Source organism: Mycobacterium sp. NGS48 (genome assembly GCF_059812585.1).
In genome coordinates, this window is the sequence record NZ_JCALCY010000002.1 from 445,601 (window position 1) to 459,852 (window position 14,252).

The 14,252-nt window shown below is 64.5% G+C and carries 18 protein-coding genes; 11 read left to right on the plus strand and 7 right to left on the minus strand.

The annotated features are described in order from the left end of the window. Positions 1-18 precede the first annotated feature (18 nt). The 11 genes from AC5Y42_RS05850 (at position 19) to AC5Y42_RS05900 (ending at position 8,609) form a co-directional block, all read left to right on the plus strand. On the plus strand, positions 19-1,329 hold the full coding sequence (locus tag AC5Y42_RS05850; RefSeq protein WP_499896490.1) for an NADH-ubiquinone oxidoreductase-F iron-sulfur binding region domain-containing protein: 1,311 nt from the start codon (positions 19-21) through the stop codon (positions 1,327-1,329). Further along, complete coding sequence (locus tag AC5Y42_RS05855) at positions 1,326-1,622, plus strand: ferredoxin (RefSeq protein ID WP_499896491.1); 297 nt, start codon at positions 1,326-1,328, stop codon at positions 1,620-1,622. The genes AC5Y42_RS05850 and AC5Y42_RS05855 overlap by 4 nt, the downstream gene beginning before the upstream one ends. Next, the gene (locus AC5Y42_RS05860; protein ID WP_499896493.1) at positions 1,619-3,262 is read left to right on the plus strand and encodes a thiolase C-terminal domain-containing protein; all 1,644 of its coding nucleotides are present in this window, start codon (positions 1,619-1,621) and stop codon (positions 3,260-3,262) included. The genes AC5Y42_RS05855 and AC5Y42_RS05860 overlap by 4 nt, the downstream gene beginning before the upstream one ends. 73 nt (positions 3,263-3,335) lie before the next feature. Then, on the plus strand, positions 3,336-4,205 hold the full coding sequence (locus AC5Y42_RS05865; RefSeq protein WP_499896494.1) for an alpha/beta hydrolase: 870 nt from the start codon (positions 3,336-3,338) through the stop codon (positions 4,203-4,205). Further along, positions 4,205-5,023: an NAD(P)-dependent oxidoreductase gene (locus AC5Y42_RS05870; protein ID WP_499896496.1), complete on the plus strand. Its 819-nt coding sequence runs from the start codon at positions 4,205-4,207 to the stop codon at positions 5,021-5,023. Before AC5Y42_RS05865 ends, AC5Y42_RS05870 begins: the two co-directional genes overlap by 1 nt. Then, positions 5,020-5,808, plus strand: coding sequence for an NAD(P)-dependent oxidoreductase (locus AC5Y42_RS05875; protein WP_499896497.1), 789 nt, complete (start codon positions 5,020-5,022; stop codon positions 5,806-5,808). The genes AC5Y42_RS05870 and AC5Y42_RS05875 overlap by 4 nt, the downstream gene beginning before the upstream one ends. Positions 5,809-5,909: 101 nt before the next feature. Further along, positions 5,910-7,112: a cytochrome P450 gene (locus AC5Y42_RS05880; protein ID WP_499896499.1), complete on the plus strand. Its 1,203-nt coding sequence runs from the start codon at positions 5,910-5,912 to the stop codon at positions 7,110-7,112. Continuing rightward, complete coding sequence (locus tag AC5Y42_RS05885; protein WP_499896500.1) at positions 7,109-7,300, plus strand: ferredoxin; 192 nt, start codon at positions 7,109-7,111, stop codon at positions 7,298-7,300. The genes AC5Y42_RS05880 and AC5Y42_RS05885 overlap by 4 nt, the downstream gene beginning before the upstream one ends. Positions 7,301-7,441: 141 nt before the next feature. After that, positions 7,442-7,672, plus strand: coding sequence for a FitA-like ribbon-helix-helix domain-containing protein (locus AC5Y42_RS05890; RefSeq protein ID WP_499896502.1), 231 nt, complete (start codon positions 7,442-7,444; stop codon positions 7,670-7,672). A 16-nt stretch (positions 7,673-7,688) separates the two neighbouring features. Next, positions 7,689-8,087 carry a type II toxin-antitoxin system VapC family toxin gene (locus AC5Y42_RS05895; protein ID WP_499896504.1) on the plus strand — a complete coding sequence of 133 codons (399 nt, stop codon included), beginning with the start codon at positions 7,689-7,691 and terminating at the stop codon, positions 8,085-8,087. A gap of 231 nt (positions 8,088-8,318) precedes the next feature. Further along, on the plus strand, positions 8,319-8,609 hold the full coding sequence (locus tag AC5Y42_RS05900; RefSeq protein ID WP_499896506.1) for a CDGP domain-containing protein: 291 nt from the start codon (positions 8,319-8,321) through the stop codon (positions 8,607-8,609). A gap of 11 nt (positions 8,610-8,620) precedes the next feature. On the opposite strand, the gene AC5Y42_RS05905 is transcribed toward AC5Y42_RS05900, so the two are convergent. The 7 genes from AC5Y42_RS05905 to AC5Y42_RS05935 form a co-directional block, all read right to left on the minus strand. Then, the gene (locus tag AC5Y42_RS05905; protein ID WP_499896507.1) at positions 8,621-9,823 is read right to left on the minus strand and encodes a cytochrome P450; all 1,203 of its coding nucleotides are present in this window, start codon (positions 9,821-9,823) and stop codon (positions 8,621-8,623) included. Between the two features lie 77 nt (positions 9,824-9,900). Then, the gene (locus tag AC5Y42_RS05910) at positions 9,901-10,206 is read right to left on the minus strand and encodes a DUF1330 domain-containing protein (RefSeq protein ID WP_499896508.1); all 306 of its coding nucleotides are present in this window, start codon (positions 10,204-10,206) and stop codon (positions 9,901-9,903) included. 12 nt (positions 10,207-10,218) lie between these two features. Beyond that, entirely contained in the window at positions 10,219-10,407 is a 189-nt protein-coding gene (locus tag AC5Y42_RS05915) for a ferredoxin (RefSeq protein WP_499896510.1), read from the minus strand. Then, complete coding sequence (locus AC5Y42_RS05920; RefSeq protein WP_499896511.1) at positions 10,404-11,687, minus strand: cytochrome P450; 1,284 nt, start codon at positions 11,685-11,687, stop codon at positions 10,404-10,406. The genes AC5Y42_RS05915 and AC5Y42_RS05920 overlap by 4 nt, the downstream gene beginning before the upstream one ends. A gap of 160 nt (positions 11,688-11,847) precedes the next feature. Continuing rightward, positions 11,848-12,351 (minus strand): hypothetical protein, encoded by a 504-nt coding sequence (locus tag AC5Y42_RS05925; protein ID WP_499896513.1) that lies wholly within the window; start codon positions 12,349-12,351, stop codon positions 11,848-11,850. Then, positions 12,348-12,953 (minus strand): TetR/AcrR family transcriptional regulator, encoded by a 606-nt coding sequence (locus AC5Y42_RS05930; RefSeq protein ID WP_499896514.1) that lies wholly within the window; start codon positions 12,951-12,953, stop codon positions 12,348-12,350. Before AC5Y42_RS05930 ends, AC5Y42_RS05925 begins: the two co-directional genes overlap by 4 nt. A 148-nt stretch (positions 12,954-13,101) precedes the next feature. Then, complete coding sequence (locus tag AC5Y42_RS05935; protein ID WP_499896515.1) at positions 13,102-14,250, minus strand: acyl-CoA dehydrogenase family protein; 1,149 nt, start codon at positions 14,248-14,250, stop codon at positions 13,102-13,104. Positions 14,251-14,252 lie beyond the last annotated feature (2 nt).

Here is a 14,252-nt window from a genome sequence, read left to right on the forward strand (position 1 = left end):
CCTAGCGAGGGAGGGTTGATGGAAACTACCGCCACCGCTTCGGCCCTCACCGTCGCCAGTTGGCCCGGCTGCGAACCGCGATTGCTGCGCGATCACCCGGGGCGCGAGGACTTTGCGGCATATCGGGAATCGGGCGGCTACCGTCACCTCGAGTCCGCCGACGGCCTGCTTGACGACGTCGAACGCAGCGGGTTGCTGGGCCGCGGCGGTGCCGCCTACCCACTGGCGGTCAAGCTACTCGCGGTGCGGGACAGCGGCCGACGCAGTGGATCCGGCACCGTTGTCGTGGCGAATGGCGAAGAGGGCGAACCCGCCTCGATCAAGGACCGATGGTTGCTGCGCAACCGGCCGCATCTGATTCTGGACGGGCTGCGGCTGGCGGCGGCAATCGTGGCCGCCGACCAGGTCTACGTGTACATGTCCGATCCGGAATCGGCCCGCAGCGTTGAATCCGCCCTGACCGAAATCGATACCGGCACCCTCGGCGACGTCAGCGTCGGCATTCGGGTGGTCGATCCCGGTTATATCGCCGGCGAAGAGACCGCGGCGGTCCGCGCACTCAACGGCGGCCCGGTCAAGCCGACCGACAAACCTCCCCGACCATTCCAGCAGGGAGTCAGCGGACGCCCGACGCTGGTGAGCAATGTCGAAACCTTGGCCAATCTGCCTTACCTGCAGCGGCACGGCGCGGCAGCGTTTCGCGCGCAGGGCACGGCGCTGTCTCCCGGGACCTTCTTGATGACGCTCACCGGCGCCAGGCGGCCCGCGGGTCTCTACGAGGTTCCACATGGCGTTACGTTTCCAGACCTGCTTGCGCTGCACGGTGTTTCGCCCGACCAAGTCAACGGCGCGCTGTTGGGCGGCTACTTCGCCGGCCTACTCAACCGCACGGTGCTGGATACCACCATGGACCACGAGACGTTGCGTGGACTGGGCAGCGGCTTGGGCGCCGGCGCCGTCACGGTGCTCACCGATGACTGCGCGGTAGCCGTCGCCGCCTCGGTGCTGGCCTATTTCGATCGCGAAAACGCCGGGCAGTGCGGTTCATGCTTCAACGGCACCGCAGCGATGGCAGCCGTCGCCGCGGCGCTGCGCGACGGTGTCGCTACCGACGAAGACCTGGTCCGGCTGCGCAGCTGGTCGGTGGTGCTGCGGGGACGTGGCGCCTGCGCGACGCTGGACGCCGCCTGCAACGTCGCGGCAACGCTCCTCGACCAGTTTCCGCACGCCATAGAACGGCATCGCGAAAACGGCTGCGCTGCATGTCAAGCCGACACATTCCGAGCCCAGCGGCCCTACGAGGTTGAGCCGACATGTGCGAACGCATGAAAATCCGCCTCGACCGCACCATCTGCGACGGGTTCGGTATCTGCGCCAAGCATGCGCCGCAGTATTTTTCGCTCGACGACTGGGGATACGCGTCCCTGATCGGCGACGGCACTGTCTCCGAAGAGGACCGCGACGCGGTGATGCGCGCCCTGATGGACTGCCCGGTACACGCCATTATGGAGATCGGTGAGCGTAGGCCCGACGACAGCCATCCGCCGTCGGACTGCGCAGAGGATCCCGCCGCAGACCTCAAAACCGAAGAAAACGAAGCGGAGTGGGGGTTCACCCGTTGAGCGGACGACCACTGCCCCTGATCACGCAGGACAATGAGTTCTTCTGGACGTCAGGCGCCGACGGCACTTTGCGGCTACAGGAGTGCACCGACTGCGCGGCGCTGATCCATCCGCCCGCCCCGGTGTGCCGGTACTGTCGCTCACACCAGATGGCTGTTCGGGCAGTGTCTGGTCGCGCGACGCTGGCCGGGTTCACCGTCAATCATCGATTCAGCCTGCCCGATCTGCCGGCTCCATATGTCGTAGCGCAGGTCGCGATCGACGAAGATCCACGGGTTCGGTTGACCACCAACATCGTTGACTGCGACCCCGATCGGCTGGAGCTGGGACAGCCCGTCGAGGTCGTCTTCGAGCAGGTCGACGACGTGTGGCTACCGTTGTTTCGTCCCGTCGAGGGTGCCGCGGCGCCATTGCCCGTCGACGAGATCGCTCCCGAGCGCTTCGGCGAGCATGTCCGGCCGATGCTCACGCAGGAGAAGTTCGAGGACAAGGTCGCCCTCACCGGCATCGGCATGTCGGAGATCGGTCGCCGGCTGATGGTGCCGCCGCTGGCGCTGACGGTGCAGGCGTGCGAAGCCGCCGTCGCCGATGCCGGGTTGACGCTCGACGATATCGACGGCCTCTCAACCTATCCCGGCGGCGGCAACCTGGGCGGGTTCGGTGAGGGCGGCATCACCGCGCTGGAGGCGGCGCTGGGTATCCGGCCAGTGTGGCACAACGGTGGCATCGAGACCTTCGGTCCAGGTGGCTCGGTGATTGCCGCGATGCTCGCCGTCGCCGGCGGATTGGCCCGTCACGTGTTGTGTTTCCGGACGCTGTGGGAAGCCACCTACAACGAGTTGATGAAGCAGGGCAAGATCGCCCCACCAGGGGGTCGCACGACCAGCTGGTTGATGCCGTTCGGCGCGACCTCGGCAGCGCATACCTTGGCGCAGAACGCGCAGCGTCACTTCCATCGCTACGGGACCACGAAAGAGACACTGGGCTGGATTGCGTTGAACCAGCGCGCCAATGCCGAACTCAACCCGTCGGCGGTCTACCGATCTCCGATGACCATGGACGACTACCTGAATGCGCGGCCCATCACCACGCCGTTCGGGCTCTACGACTGTGATGTGCCGTGCGACGGGGCGATCGCCGTCATCGTCTCCGCCATTGACGCTGCCCGCGACCTGCCCAAGTCGCCGGTCTTGGTGGAAGCGGTGGGAACGCAGATCGTCGAGCGAATCGACTGGGACCAGAGCACTTTGACTCATGAACCCCAGGTGCTGGGCCAATCGGCGCACATGTGGTCGCGCACATCGCTGAAACCCGACGAGGTCGATGTCGCCGAACTCTACGACGGGTTCACGATGAATTGCCTGTCCTGGATCGAGGCATTGGGATTTTGTGAGATCGGCGGTGCCCGCGAATTCCTGGACGGCGGCAAGAACATCGCCTGCGATGGCCAGTTGCCGCTCAACACCCACGGCGGTCAGCTGTCACACGGTCGCACGCACGGCATGGGCTTGCTGCACGAAGCTGTCAGCCAGCTGCGCGGCGAGGCCGGCGACCGGCAGGTCGCCGACGCCCGCGTGGGCGTGGTCAGCAGCGGCGGCTTGACGCCCAGCGGCGTTCTGCTCCTGCGGACGGACGCATGAGCCCGCGCCGGCGACGATGCAGCGGGGTCCCCGCGCAGCGGGGGCCGCGGAGCGCGATGAGGAGGAGCGGCGCATGAGCCTCCGCCCGAGAGTGGTGATCGTCGACGGGGTGCCGATGTCTGCGCTTGTCGCCGAAGCACCGGAGCCACGAGCGACTGTCATCGCCTTGCACGGCGGCGGCACCACCGCCGCCTATTTCGACTGCCCTGGCCATCCAGCGCTGTCGTTGCTGCGCACCGGTGCTGCGCGCGGCTTCACAGTTATTGCGCTCGACCGGCCCGGCTACGGCAGTTCCGCGCCGTATCCCGGGGCGCTGGCAGAACCAGAGCAACGGGTCCGACTGGCGTATGGCGCGGTCGACCGCATCCTTGGCCAGCGGCCCTCTGGCGCCGGGCTGTTCGTGATGGCCCATTCGAACGGCTGCGAATTGGCGCTGCGGATGGCCGCCGATGACCGCGGTCACGGTCTGCTCGGTGTGGAAATGTCCGGTACCGGTCTTCATTACCACCCCGCGGCCCGAGAGGTGCTGAAGACGGCCAGCCCGACGCACCGGCCACCCGGGCTGCGTGAACTGCTGTGGCATCCGGCGCATTTGTATCCCGCCGAAGTGGTGGGCGGAATCACCAACGCCGCCACCGGCGCACCTTACGAGGCGGCGATGGTCACCGACTGGCCCCGTCACGACTTCCCGCGCGTAGCCGCCCAGGTGCGCGTCCCCGTACAGTTCAGCGTCGCCGAGCACGAAAAGGTCTGGCAGTCCGACCCGGCGGCGCTGGCGGAGATCGCTGCGCTGTTCTCCGCCGCACCGAGATTCGTGATCAACGAACAACGCGACGCGGGACACAATCTCAGCCTCGGTCATACCGCCGCGGCGTATCACGAGAAGGTCTTTGCGTTCGTCGAGGACTGTCTCGCTACCCAAGCTGATTTGGAGGCCGGTTGATGCAGGTGGGGTTCATCGGGCTGGGCAGTCAGGGTGCTCCCATGGCCAGAAGGATCGTCGAAGCCGGATATCCGACGACGTTGTGGGCGCGCAGACCTGCCTCACTCGAGCCCTTCGGCGACACGGCAGCCAAGGTCGCCGAGTCGCCGGCCGAGCTCGCTGCCGTCAGCGACCTTGTCTGCCTGTGCGTCGTCGGTGACGCCGACATCGAAGAGGTTGCCGGTGGCGAGAACGGACTACTGGCCGGACTCAAACTGGGCAGCGTGATCGCCGTGCACAGCACCGTACATCCGAAGACATGCCACAAATTAGCTGAAATGGCGGAGGCACAAGGCGTCTCGGTGATCGACGCCCCGGTGAGCGGCGGGGCGCCGGCCGTCGAGGAGGGTCGTCTGCTGGTGATGGTGGGCGGCGACGCGGAGGTGGTCGAACGCTGCCGCCCGGTGTTCGAAACCTACGCCAACCCCATCGTGCACCTCGGCGATCTGGGTTCTGGTCAAACCACCAAGCTGCTGAACAACCTGCTGTTCACCGCAAACCTCGGAACGGCGGCCGGCGCGCTGTCGCTCGGCGAGGCACTCGGCGTCTTGCCGGACCGTCTCACCGAGGTCATCTCGCGCGGCAGCGGGAACAGCTTCGCGCTCAATGTTCTTGGTGGTGACACCGGCGGTTTGGATCGGCTTGCCGGCCTAGCGGGCGCACTGCTGCAGAAGGATGCCCGCTTGGTCGCCGACCTTGCCGATACTGCCACCGTTCCCGGCGGCGCCGTGCTGGATGCCGCCGACGCCACCCTGACCCTGATGGACCACCCACGGTGAAAATCGGCTTCATCGGTGCAGGGCGGATGGGCCGGCCGATGGTGGGTCGCCTCGTCGACGCCGGCCATGACGTCCGAGCATTAGGCCGATCCGACGAGAAACGGGCCGCCATCACCCAATTGGGTGCGACGGGCGTGTCCGAGGTAGTCGAGTTGAGCGCCGGCGCCGACGTCGTCGTGGTCTGTGTTTTCACCGACGAGCAAGTGCGCCAGGTTTGTCTGGACAACGATTTGCCCGCCACGATGGCGGCCGGTTCGAGCCTGGTAGTACATACCACCGGAAGTCCGCGCACCGTCGAAGCGATCGCAGCCTCATCTGCTGTCGAGGTGGTGGATGCCCCCGTCAGCGGTGGACCGCATAACGCCGCGGCCGGCGAATTGACCGTGTTCGTGGGCGGAGCCGATGAAACAGTCGCTCGGGTGCGGCCGGTGTTGAGCTGCTACGGCAATCCGGTCTTGCACGTCGGCCCGTTGGGTGCCGGGCAAAAGGTGAAACTGGTCAACAATGCGATGTTCGCCGCGAACATCGGGCTGCTGTCCGAGTCCGTCGAGCTCGGGCGGCGCCTCGGCGTGCCGGAGTCGACGCTGCTGTCGGCACTTACGCACGGTAGCGCAGCCAGCCGCGTGCTGGACCTGATCGCCGGCGGCGGTTCCGTCGCCACATTCACCGAGATGGCCGGTGAATTCGTGGGCAAAGACGTCGCGATAGCCAGAAGTATTGCAACCGAACTCGGCAGTAACCTCGGCGTGCTCGACGAGGTCATCGAGGCGGCATCGAAGGGATAAATGGGTGTTTCATTCCCGCCACGAATGATTTACCGTTAGCGTTACAGTCACGCCTTTCGTCGTAACGATTCCAGCCGCAGGGCCGCTGCTGAGGAGATGCCATGACCAAACCGAAGGTTGTCTTCGATCCGTTCTCTGAGGACTATTTCACCAATCCATTCGAGACGTACCGACGGATGCGCGAGGACGCGCCGCTGTACTACGACGAGCAAGAAGACTTCTACGCGTTGACGCGCCACGACGACGTGGCGGCCGCATTCAAAGATTTCGAGACCTATTCGTCGGCTCGGGGTTGCGACCTGGCGATGGTGCGTTCGGGCGAGGTGCCCCAGAAATCGATCATCTTCATGGATCCGCCCGACCATCGCCACATGCGCAGCCTGCTCAACAAGGCATTCACCCCGCGGGCCATCCAATCCCAGAAGGAGACCGTCCTCGAGCTGGTCGAGAAGTACCTGGGTGCGGCCAATCCTGATCAGTTTGATGTCGTCCAGGACTTCTCCGGCCCATTCCCCGTCGAGGTCATCACCAGGATGGCCGGCGTGCCGGAGGAATTCCGTCAGCAAGTGCGCCACTGGATCGACACCAGCCTGCACCGCGAACCTGGACAGGTCGGGTGGAGCGAAGCCGGGATGCAGGCCAACCTCGATAGCGCGATGTATTACTTCAGCCTGATCCAGCAGCGGCGCGAGGAACCGCAGGAGGACATGATCAGCCGGCTCATCGCCGCGGAGATCCCGGGCGATGACGGTGAAATGCGCAAACTCGACGACATCGAAATCACCGGATTCGCAGTCCTTTTGGGTGGCGCTGGCGCTGAAACCGTTACCAAGCTGGTCGGCAACGCGGCGGTCATCTTCGCCCGCAACCCGGACCAATGGCAGAAGCTGCTTGATGACCGGAGCAAGGTCCCGGCGGCGGTGGAAGAGCTGTTGCGGTACGAAGGGCCGGTCCAATACAACGTCCGCTACACCGTTAAAGAGGCTCACGTCAGCGGCGGAACAATTCCTGCCGGCAAGCCGGTGTTTTTGATCGGCGCCGCGGCGAACCGGGATCCCGACGCCTTCACCGACGCCGACACATTCGACATCGATCGCGACCAGACCCAGGCTCAGCACCTCGGCCTTGGATACGGGATCCACAGCTGCCTTGGCGCGGCATTGGCCCGGATGGAAAGCCGGATCGCACTGGAGAAGCTGCTCGACTTCATGCCCCGCTACGAAGTGAATTGGGATGGTCTGCAACGTGTCCACATGCAAAACGTCGCGGGCTGGCAGAACGTTCCGGTGAAGGTGATTCGGTGAAAGTAGAAGTCGACTACGGATTGTGCGAAAGCAACGGTGTCTGCATGGGCATCAATCCGGAAGTCTTCGATCTCGGCGACGACGACGTGCTGAGAATTCTCAAGCCGGACGTCACGCCCGAGACCGAGGAGGACGTGCGGCAGGCTAGCCGCCAGTGTCCGCGTCAGGCGCTGTCGATCACGGAGTAGTCACCGGGCTTGTCGCGGTGGTTTGGAACATGTCAGGTGACTCGCCTCGGTAATTCCCCACCGGTGTCCGGCGATACTTGAGGTTTTACCCAAAAACGCAGCGTGCGCATGCGCATGGCATGCGCATGTAAACTTGTGGCCATGGCAGTTGCGATACAGATCAAAGATGTCCCCGAGGAAGTTCGCGACGCGCTGGCGGCCCGCGCCGAGGCGCGCGGTCAGTCCACCCAAACGTATCTGCGATCGCTGTTGGAACGGGAGTACCAGGCTCAACGCAACCGGCAACTCTTGGAGGCGTTGGCCGGTCATCGCAGTCTCACCATGACAGCCGAGGAAGTGGCGACCGTCATCCGCGCCGACCGCAACGGGTGAGCTTCCTCCTTTGATCGTGGTGGACGCAGGCGTGCTGGTGTTGGCGCTCACAAGCAGCACTCCGAAAGGCGACGCGGCACGCGCGGCCCTGGAGGGCGACGATGGCTGGCTCGCGCCGGCCCACATGCCAGGCGAGGTGCTACACACCCTGCACAAGGCCGTATTGCGAAAGCAATTGGAACCTGAGGACGCCGAGGCTGCCGCCGACGCCGTCACCGCGCTAGCTATCGAATACGTACTTCCTGACGCACTGCTCCTGCGCACCGCCTGGGCGTGGCGGCACAACATCTCGATCTACGACGGCTTGTATGTCGCTGTCGCCGCCGAACACTCCGCCGCCGTGATCACCGTCGACAGCCGCTTGGCCAGTGCCACTGATCAACTCGGCATATCTGTCGCGATCACTCTGCTCTAGGTCCGCCAGAGATGCGGGGTACACGCCTCGTAAAGGGGGTAGGTTCCCGACTTGCAACAAACCTCGAATGTCTGTGCCCAGCTCGGCATAATGGGTTTGGATCACGACCGCAAAGGCAGCAAAAGTCCGTTACATAAGCGGTAGCGTCATTGGTTGCTGGCTGGGCCGTCGACGGCATTTCCGTCGGAAGCCATCAACAACGCCTCAGCGGCGACGTGACGGGAGACGACCATGAAGCGCTGCATCTTCGGAGCACTGGCCGCCCTTCTGACGGCCACAGCGCTGATCGGCTCTGCACCGCCGGCCAGCGCCGGCTGCCGGTACGGCGGACCCGTGATCAGCAAGTGCGACGGACCCGTCCAGCCTGATGGCAGCTGGGAACGTTGTGTGGCCGTCGCCCACTTGATCTATAGCGGCGCCAGTTCCTTCCTCGCGCCCGACAAGCGCTGCGATGTGATGGGTCCCGAGCAGCACCCTGGCGATCTCGGCTTTGCCGACCCGCCGATGCACATCGACGACTAAACCGGAAATCTTCACAGCACCCGGACCGGGACGTGTGACCAGCCGGCAACGTTTTGCATGCTGACGCGTTGACAGCCCTCCCAGCGAACTTCGTAGCGGGGCATGAAGTCCAGCATCTTCTCGAGCGCGATGACACATTCCATCCGCGCCAGTGCCGCGCCCAGGCAGCTGTGAATCCCGTAGCCGAACCCTAGGTTCTGCGCCTCGGCGCGGTCGCGGTCGATGTCGAACGTATCGGGATCGGTCCAGGCTTCGGGGTCTCGATTGGCCGACCCACCGACGAGAAAGACAGGTTTGCCCGCCGGGATCGTGATGCCATGCAGCTCTATATCTTTCATCGAACGGCGGACGTTGTATTGTGACGGCGCCTCGTAGCGCAACAACTCTTCCACCGCTGCGGGAACCTTGCTGCGGTCCTCGAGCAGCATCTGCCACTGCGCAGGATTGCGGGCGAACACCGTTGCCGCGTTCCCGATCAACTTGGTGACTGTTTCGGCGCCCGCGCCACCCAGCAGCGTGGCAAATCCGGCGATCTCGGAGCCCTTCAGTCGCGTCTTCTCGCCATCATCGCGTTCGATCGCCGCTGCGATCAGGCCGCTGATCATGTCATCTTGCGGGTCGGCCCGCCGCTGTCCGATGAGCTCGTAGTACATCACCCAAGCATCAGCCATCGCCCGGGCTCCGGCTTCCGACATCTCGATCTGGCCCGGCTCGCGATGCAGTAATTCGTCGATCCACAGCCGCACCTTTTGGCGGTGCTCGGCGGGCACGCCGAGCATCCGAGTGATCACTTCGACCGGAAACAACGCCGAAAAGTCCTGCACGACATCGAATTCGCCAGGATCGCCTGCCGCCAGAAACCGCTCGACTTGCTCGGTCACCATCGGCTTGAGCGACATGATCGCCCGTGGGGTGAACACCTTGTTCACCAGGCTGCGCATCTGCCGATGCTCAGGTGGGTCCATCGAGATGATCATCTTCGCCGGCAGCTTTTGACCCGTTCGCACCATCGCCAGATCCACGCCGTAAGCCGACGAATATGTCTCGAAATCCTTGAACGCCGCCGCGACATCCGCATGTCGCGTCAACGCGTAGAAGTCATACTGCTCGCTGTAATAAACTGGCGCCTCGGCTCGCATCCGGCGATATGTCTCATAGGGTCCGGTGAAGAACTCGTCGGAAAACGGATCGAATACCAGCGCGGCGACGCTCATACCGTAACACTAACAGTATCAGCACCAGTATAAGCGGACGCGTCGGGGCCCGGGGAGAAGAGCCCCGAGATCAACTGCTAGCCAGGCGTGGTCGGCATGTCGAAACCGGAGAGAATGACGGCGTTGCAGTCGGCCGCGGCCTGCCGCAGTTTCGCCGCTTTTTGATAGCCCTCGGACTCGTACCAAGCGCGCGCCGCATCCACCGATTCGAATTCCAGGACGATGGTCTGGTCACCATGCCAGCTACCTTCGATGACCTTGGGAGCCGTATCCACCGCGAGAATGTTGACGCCGGCCATCGCTCCTCCCGCGGCCCGGCCATACGCCTTCATCCCCTCCGGGTCTTTGATGGCCTCGGTCAGGATGACGTATCCCTTGGGCATAGCGACAGCTCCTTAACTCGTCTCGATGGCCTGTTCTGGGCATTCTTTGACCGCATCACGAACCGCATCTTCGAACTCGACGGGAATCTCGGGCACGATCACCGTCGAGTAGCCGTCGTCGTTCAGCTCGAACACCGACGGGCAGATCGTGGTGCAGATCCCGTGTCCGCGGCAGCGGTCCTCGTCGACCCTGGCTTTCACTGAGTGCCCTCCGCCGTGAATTCGAGGTGCAGTTCGGTCAAGCCGCGCAGGATGTAGGTCGGAACATATTGGTAGCGACGGTCATTGGCCGGGCCATGCCGGCGTTCTGAAATCGTGATGTTGGCAGTCCGGTCCAGCAGACGTTCAATCGCCACTCGGGTTTCGGCCCGGGCCAGCGGCGCACCTGGGCAACTGTGAATCCCGCGTCCGAACGAGATGTGCTGCCGCGCGTTCTTGCGGGCAAGCTCGAACGTCTCCGGATTCTCAAACCTGCGCGGATCGCGGTTGGCGGCGGCATTGACGACCATGACCGTTGTGCCCGCGGCGATTTCGACTCCGCCGACGCTGGTGTTGACACGGGACAGCCGGAAGTCGCCCTTGACCGGGCTTTCGATGCGCAGTGCCTCTTCGATGAAGTTCGGGATCAGGCTGCGGTCATTGCGCAGCTTCTGCTGAATGTCGGGACGTTCCCCGATGACCTGTAGCGCGGCGCCGAGCAGCCGCACCGTCGTCTCCTGACCCGCCGAGAACACATTGGTGGCAACGCGGGCCACGTCGGTCACATCCGGATTGGACCCGTCGGGGAAGGTCGCGGTAGCCAGGCCCGTCAACACGTCATCGAGAGGGGTACGGCGACGGTCCTCGACGTACTGCGCGAACGTGCCGTAGAGAAATTCCAATGGGCTGTGCGCCAGCGACTTTTCGCCGGTGCCACCGACGCCGCCGCCCGCGTTGCGGTGAATGCCGGTGACGAATTCCTCGCGGTCTTCTTCGGGCACGCCGAGCAAATCGGCGATGACCAGCAGTGTGAACGGACCGGCGAAGCCCTTGATGAATTCGCCCTCGCCCGGCGCCAGGAAGTCATCCAGTACCCGGTCAGCGAGCACCCACATGGCGTCCTCGTTCTCCTTGAGGCGCTTGGGAGTGATCAGCCGCATCAACAGCGCACGATGATCCGTGTGCGTGGGGGGATCCAGTGTCGGCAACTGGTCGCTGAACGGCAACTCGGCGCGGTGCTGCTCGATCAGTTCGGTCACGTCGTCACCCTCAAGCGGCACCGGGAAGCCGGGGAACGGCCCGGTCACCGAAACGCATGACGAGAAGGTCTCCGCATTGCTGGCGACCTCGACGGCCTCCTCCCAGCCGGTCACCATCGTCACCCCGTGGTGCGGCTCCCGCATAACGGGGCACTGCCCGCGCAGCGCGTCGAAGTACGGATACGGATCCTCGACCAGACGGCCGTCCTTAAAGAAATCCATCGCGGTGAAGTCATCCGCCATCTACTGCTCCGTTCGCGGCTAGTGAGAACGTCCCTCTCAGCGATGAATATTACATTTCCACAGCAGGTCGCCAGCGTCAACGTGGGCTACGTGGTCGATCTCAATGCACAGCGCAGGACGCGGCTGCCAGGCGCCGGATCCCGCCGGCGGAGGGCGGGACTCAGCTGGCCGGGACCAAGTCCGCGGCGACCGACGGACAGGCCATGACGCCCGTGCGGAAGGTCTCGACCAGCCCGATTCTGTCCCATACCGAGGCCGCCGCGAGCGCCTGGGCTTTGAATGCCTGCGCCGCGGCGCTCAGCCGGTGGTGGACCAGGCCGACGCTGTCGTTCAATTCGGCCGGCCACGTCTCACCCCACAGGGTGACTTCGGTGGCGCCGGCGTCCAGGGCCTGCAGCACGCCTTGGCGAACCCGGGAATCGCATCCGATGAGATCGGCGGCGGCTGCCAGAGTCTGCGGAATTGGACGATGCCCCACCGTGGCCAAGGCGTGTTCGAGGTCGATGATCTGGGCACCGAGGATCTGCAATGGCCGTTCGTCGAGGTGGTCGGCGACCAGGACGGTCACGTCCCAGCCGGCCATGGCCCGGTCGAACAGCCAGCCGCCGGCGAACCGCACTACGTCGATGACGTTCGCCGCGACGACGTCGAGCCGGTATCTCATGTCGTGCTCGGCGGTGTCATGTCGCGGGCCAGCGACTCCGCGTACTCCTTGAACACTTCGGTCAGCGGTATCGAAGGATCGAGCAACCATGTGGTCTCCATTCCGGTGATGAACGCGAGAATTTGCACGGCCTTGACGGCGACATCCATATCCATCCGGAACTGGCCGGTCTCCTGACCGCGCCGGATGAGAGCGGTGACGATCTCGACGGCGTCCTGGTATCTGCTGACCAGACGGTCATGCAGGGGCGCATCTGGATCCATATTTTCGGCCAGCAGCACGGTGTAGGTGCCCACCAGTTCCGGTGACCGGTAGAAGCGCTCTGCGACGGCGGCGATTTCCGAGATCAGGTCGCCGGCCCGGTCCGCGTGGGCGTCGTCGTCGGCATCGCGGACATCGACTACTGCGTGCAGCAGCTGGTCTTTGGATTCGAAATGGTGCAGCAGGCCAGCTGGGCTGACACCGGCTTCACCGGCGATCTGGGCCAATGTGGTGTTGCGCCACCCGTTGCGGGTCAGCAGCCGCTGCGCGACCTTGAGGATCCGCTGTTTGCGGTCTTCGCCTTTGGCCAGCAGCGTGTCGTAAGGCCGTGTCTCCGGCACCGGGCTCCTTCGGTCAACCAACCGGTGGTGATCGCCGGCGCAGCGGAGCCGGGCGCAGCGGGTCGCCACCAACCAACCTAGTGAACACACAGTAGGTTGGTTTGCGCGTTGTGACAAGGGTCTCAGTGAAGGAAGTTGGCGGCGCCAGTCACAGCCCGAGTGACTTGGCGATGATCACCTTCATCACCTCGCTCGTTCCGGCATAGATGCGGGCCACGCGCGCGTCGGTGTACAGCCGGGCGATCGGATACTCCATCATGTAGCCGTAGCCGCCGAACAGCTGCAGGCAGCGGTCGACGACGCGGCCCTGCATCTCGGTACAGAACAGCTTCACCTTGGCCGCATCGGATCCCGACAACTCGCCGGTGACCAGTTCGGCCGTCGCGCGGTCGACCATCGTCTGCGCGGCCTCGATCTCAGCGGACATTGCGGCCAACTCGAACTTGGTGTTCTGAAACGACGCGACCGGCGTGCCGAATGCCTTGCGCTGTTTGACGTAATCGATGGTCGCGGCGACGGCCGCCCGCGCTTGGGCCGCTGACCCGATGGCCACGGTCATCCGCTCCTGGGGCAGGTTGTGGCCCAGGTAGCCGAAGGCCTCGCCCTCGTCGCCGAGCCGATTGGCCACCGGCACCCGGACATCGGTGAACGACAGTTCGGCGGTGTCCTGAACCCGGCAGCCCATCTTGTCCAGCGCGCGGCCCTTGACGAAGCCGGGCATCCCGTCCTCGACCACCAGCAACGTCAGCCCGCGCCGGCGGTTGTCGGGATCGGTCGACGTCCGGGCGACCACGATGACCAGGTCGGCCAGCAGGCCGCCGGTGATGAAGGTCTTGGCGCCGTTGACGACATAGTCGTCACCATCGCGTACGGCGGTGGTGCGGATACCCGCCAGGTCGGAGCCGGTACCCGGTTCAGTCATTGCGACCGCCGTCAACAGGGTGCCGGCGGCGAGACCGGGAAACCAGCGCTGCCGTTGCTCCTCGTTGGTGTAGTGCAGGAAGTAGGGCAGGATCACTTCCAGCTGGGTGCGGACGGTGCCCATGGTGACCAGAGCCCGGGCGGCTTCCTCCTGCAGGATGACGTTGTAGCGGTAATCGGGCAGGCCCGAGCCGCCGTATTCCTCGGGGATGGCCATGCCCAACATGCCCAGCGCGCCGAGCTTTTCGAAGATCTCCCGCGGCATCCGGCCGGCTTTCTCCCAGTCGGCGTAGTGCGGTTCGATCTCTTTGTCCACGAAATCGCGGGCCAATCGCCGAAACGCCTCGTGATCGTCGGTGAACAGCTCTCGACGCATGC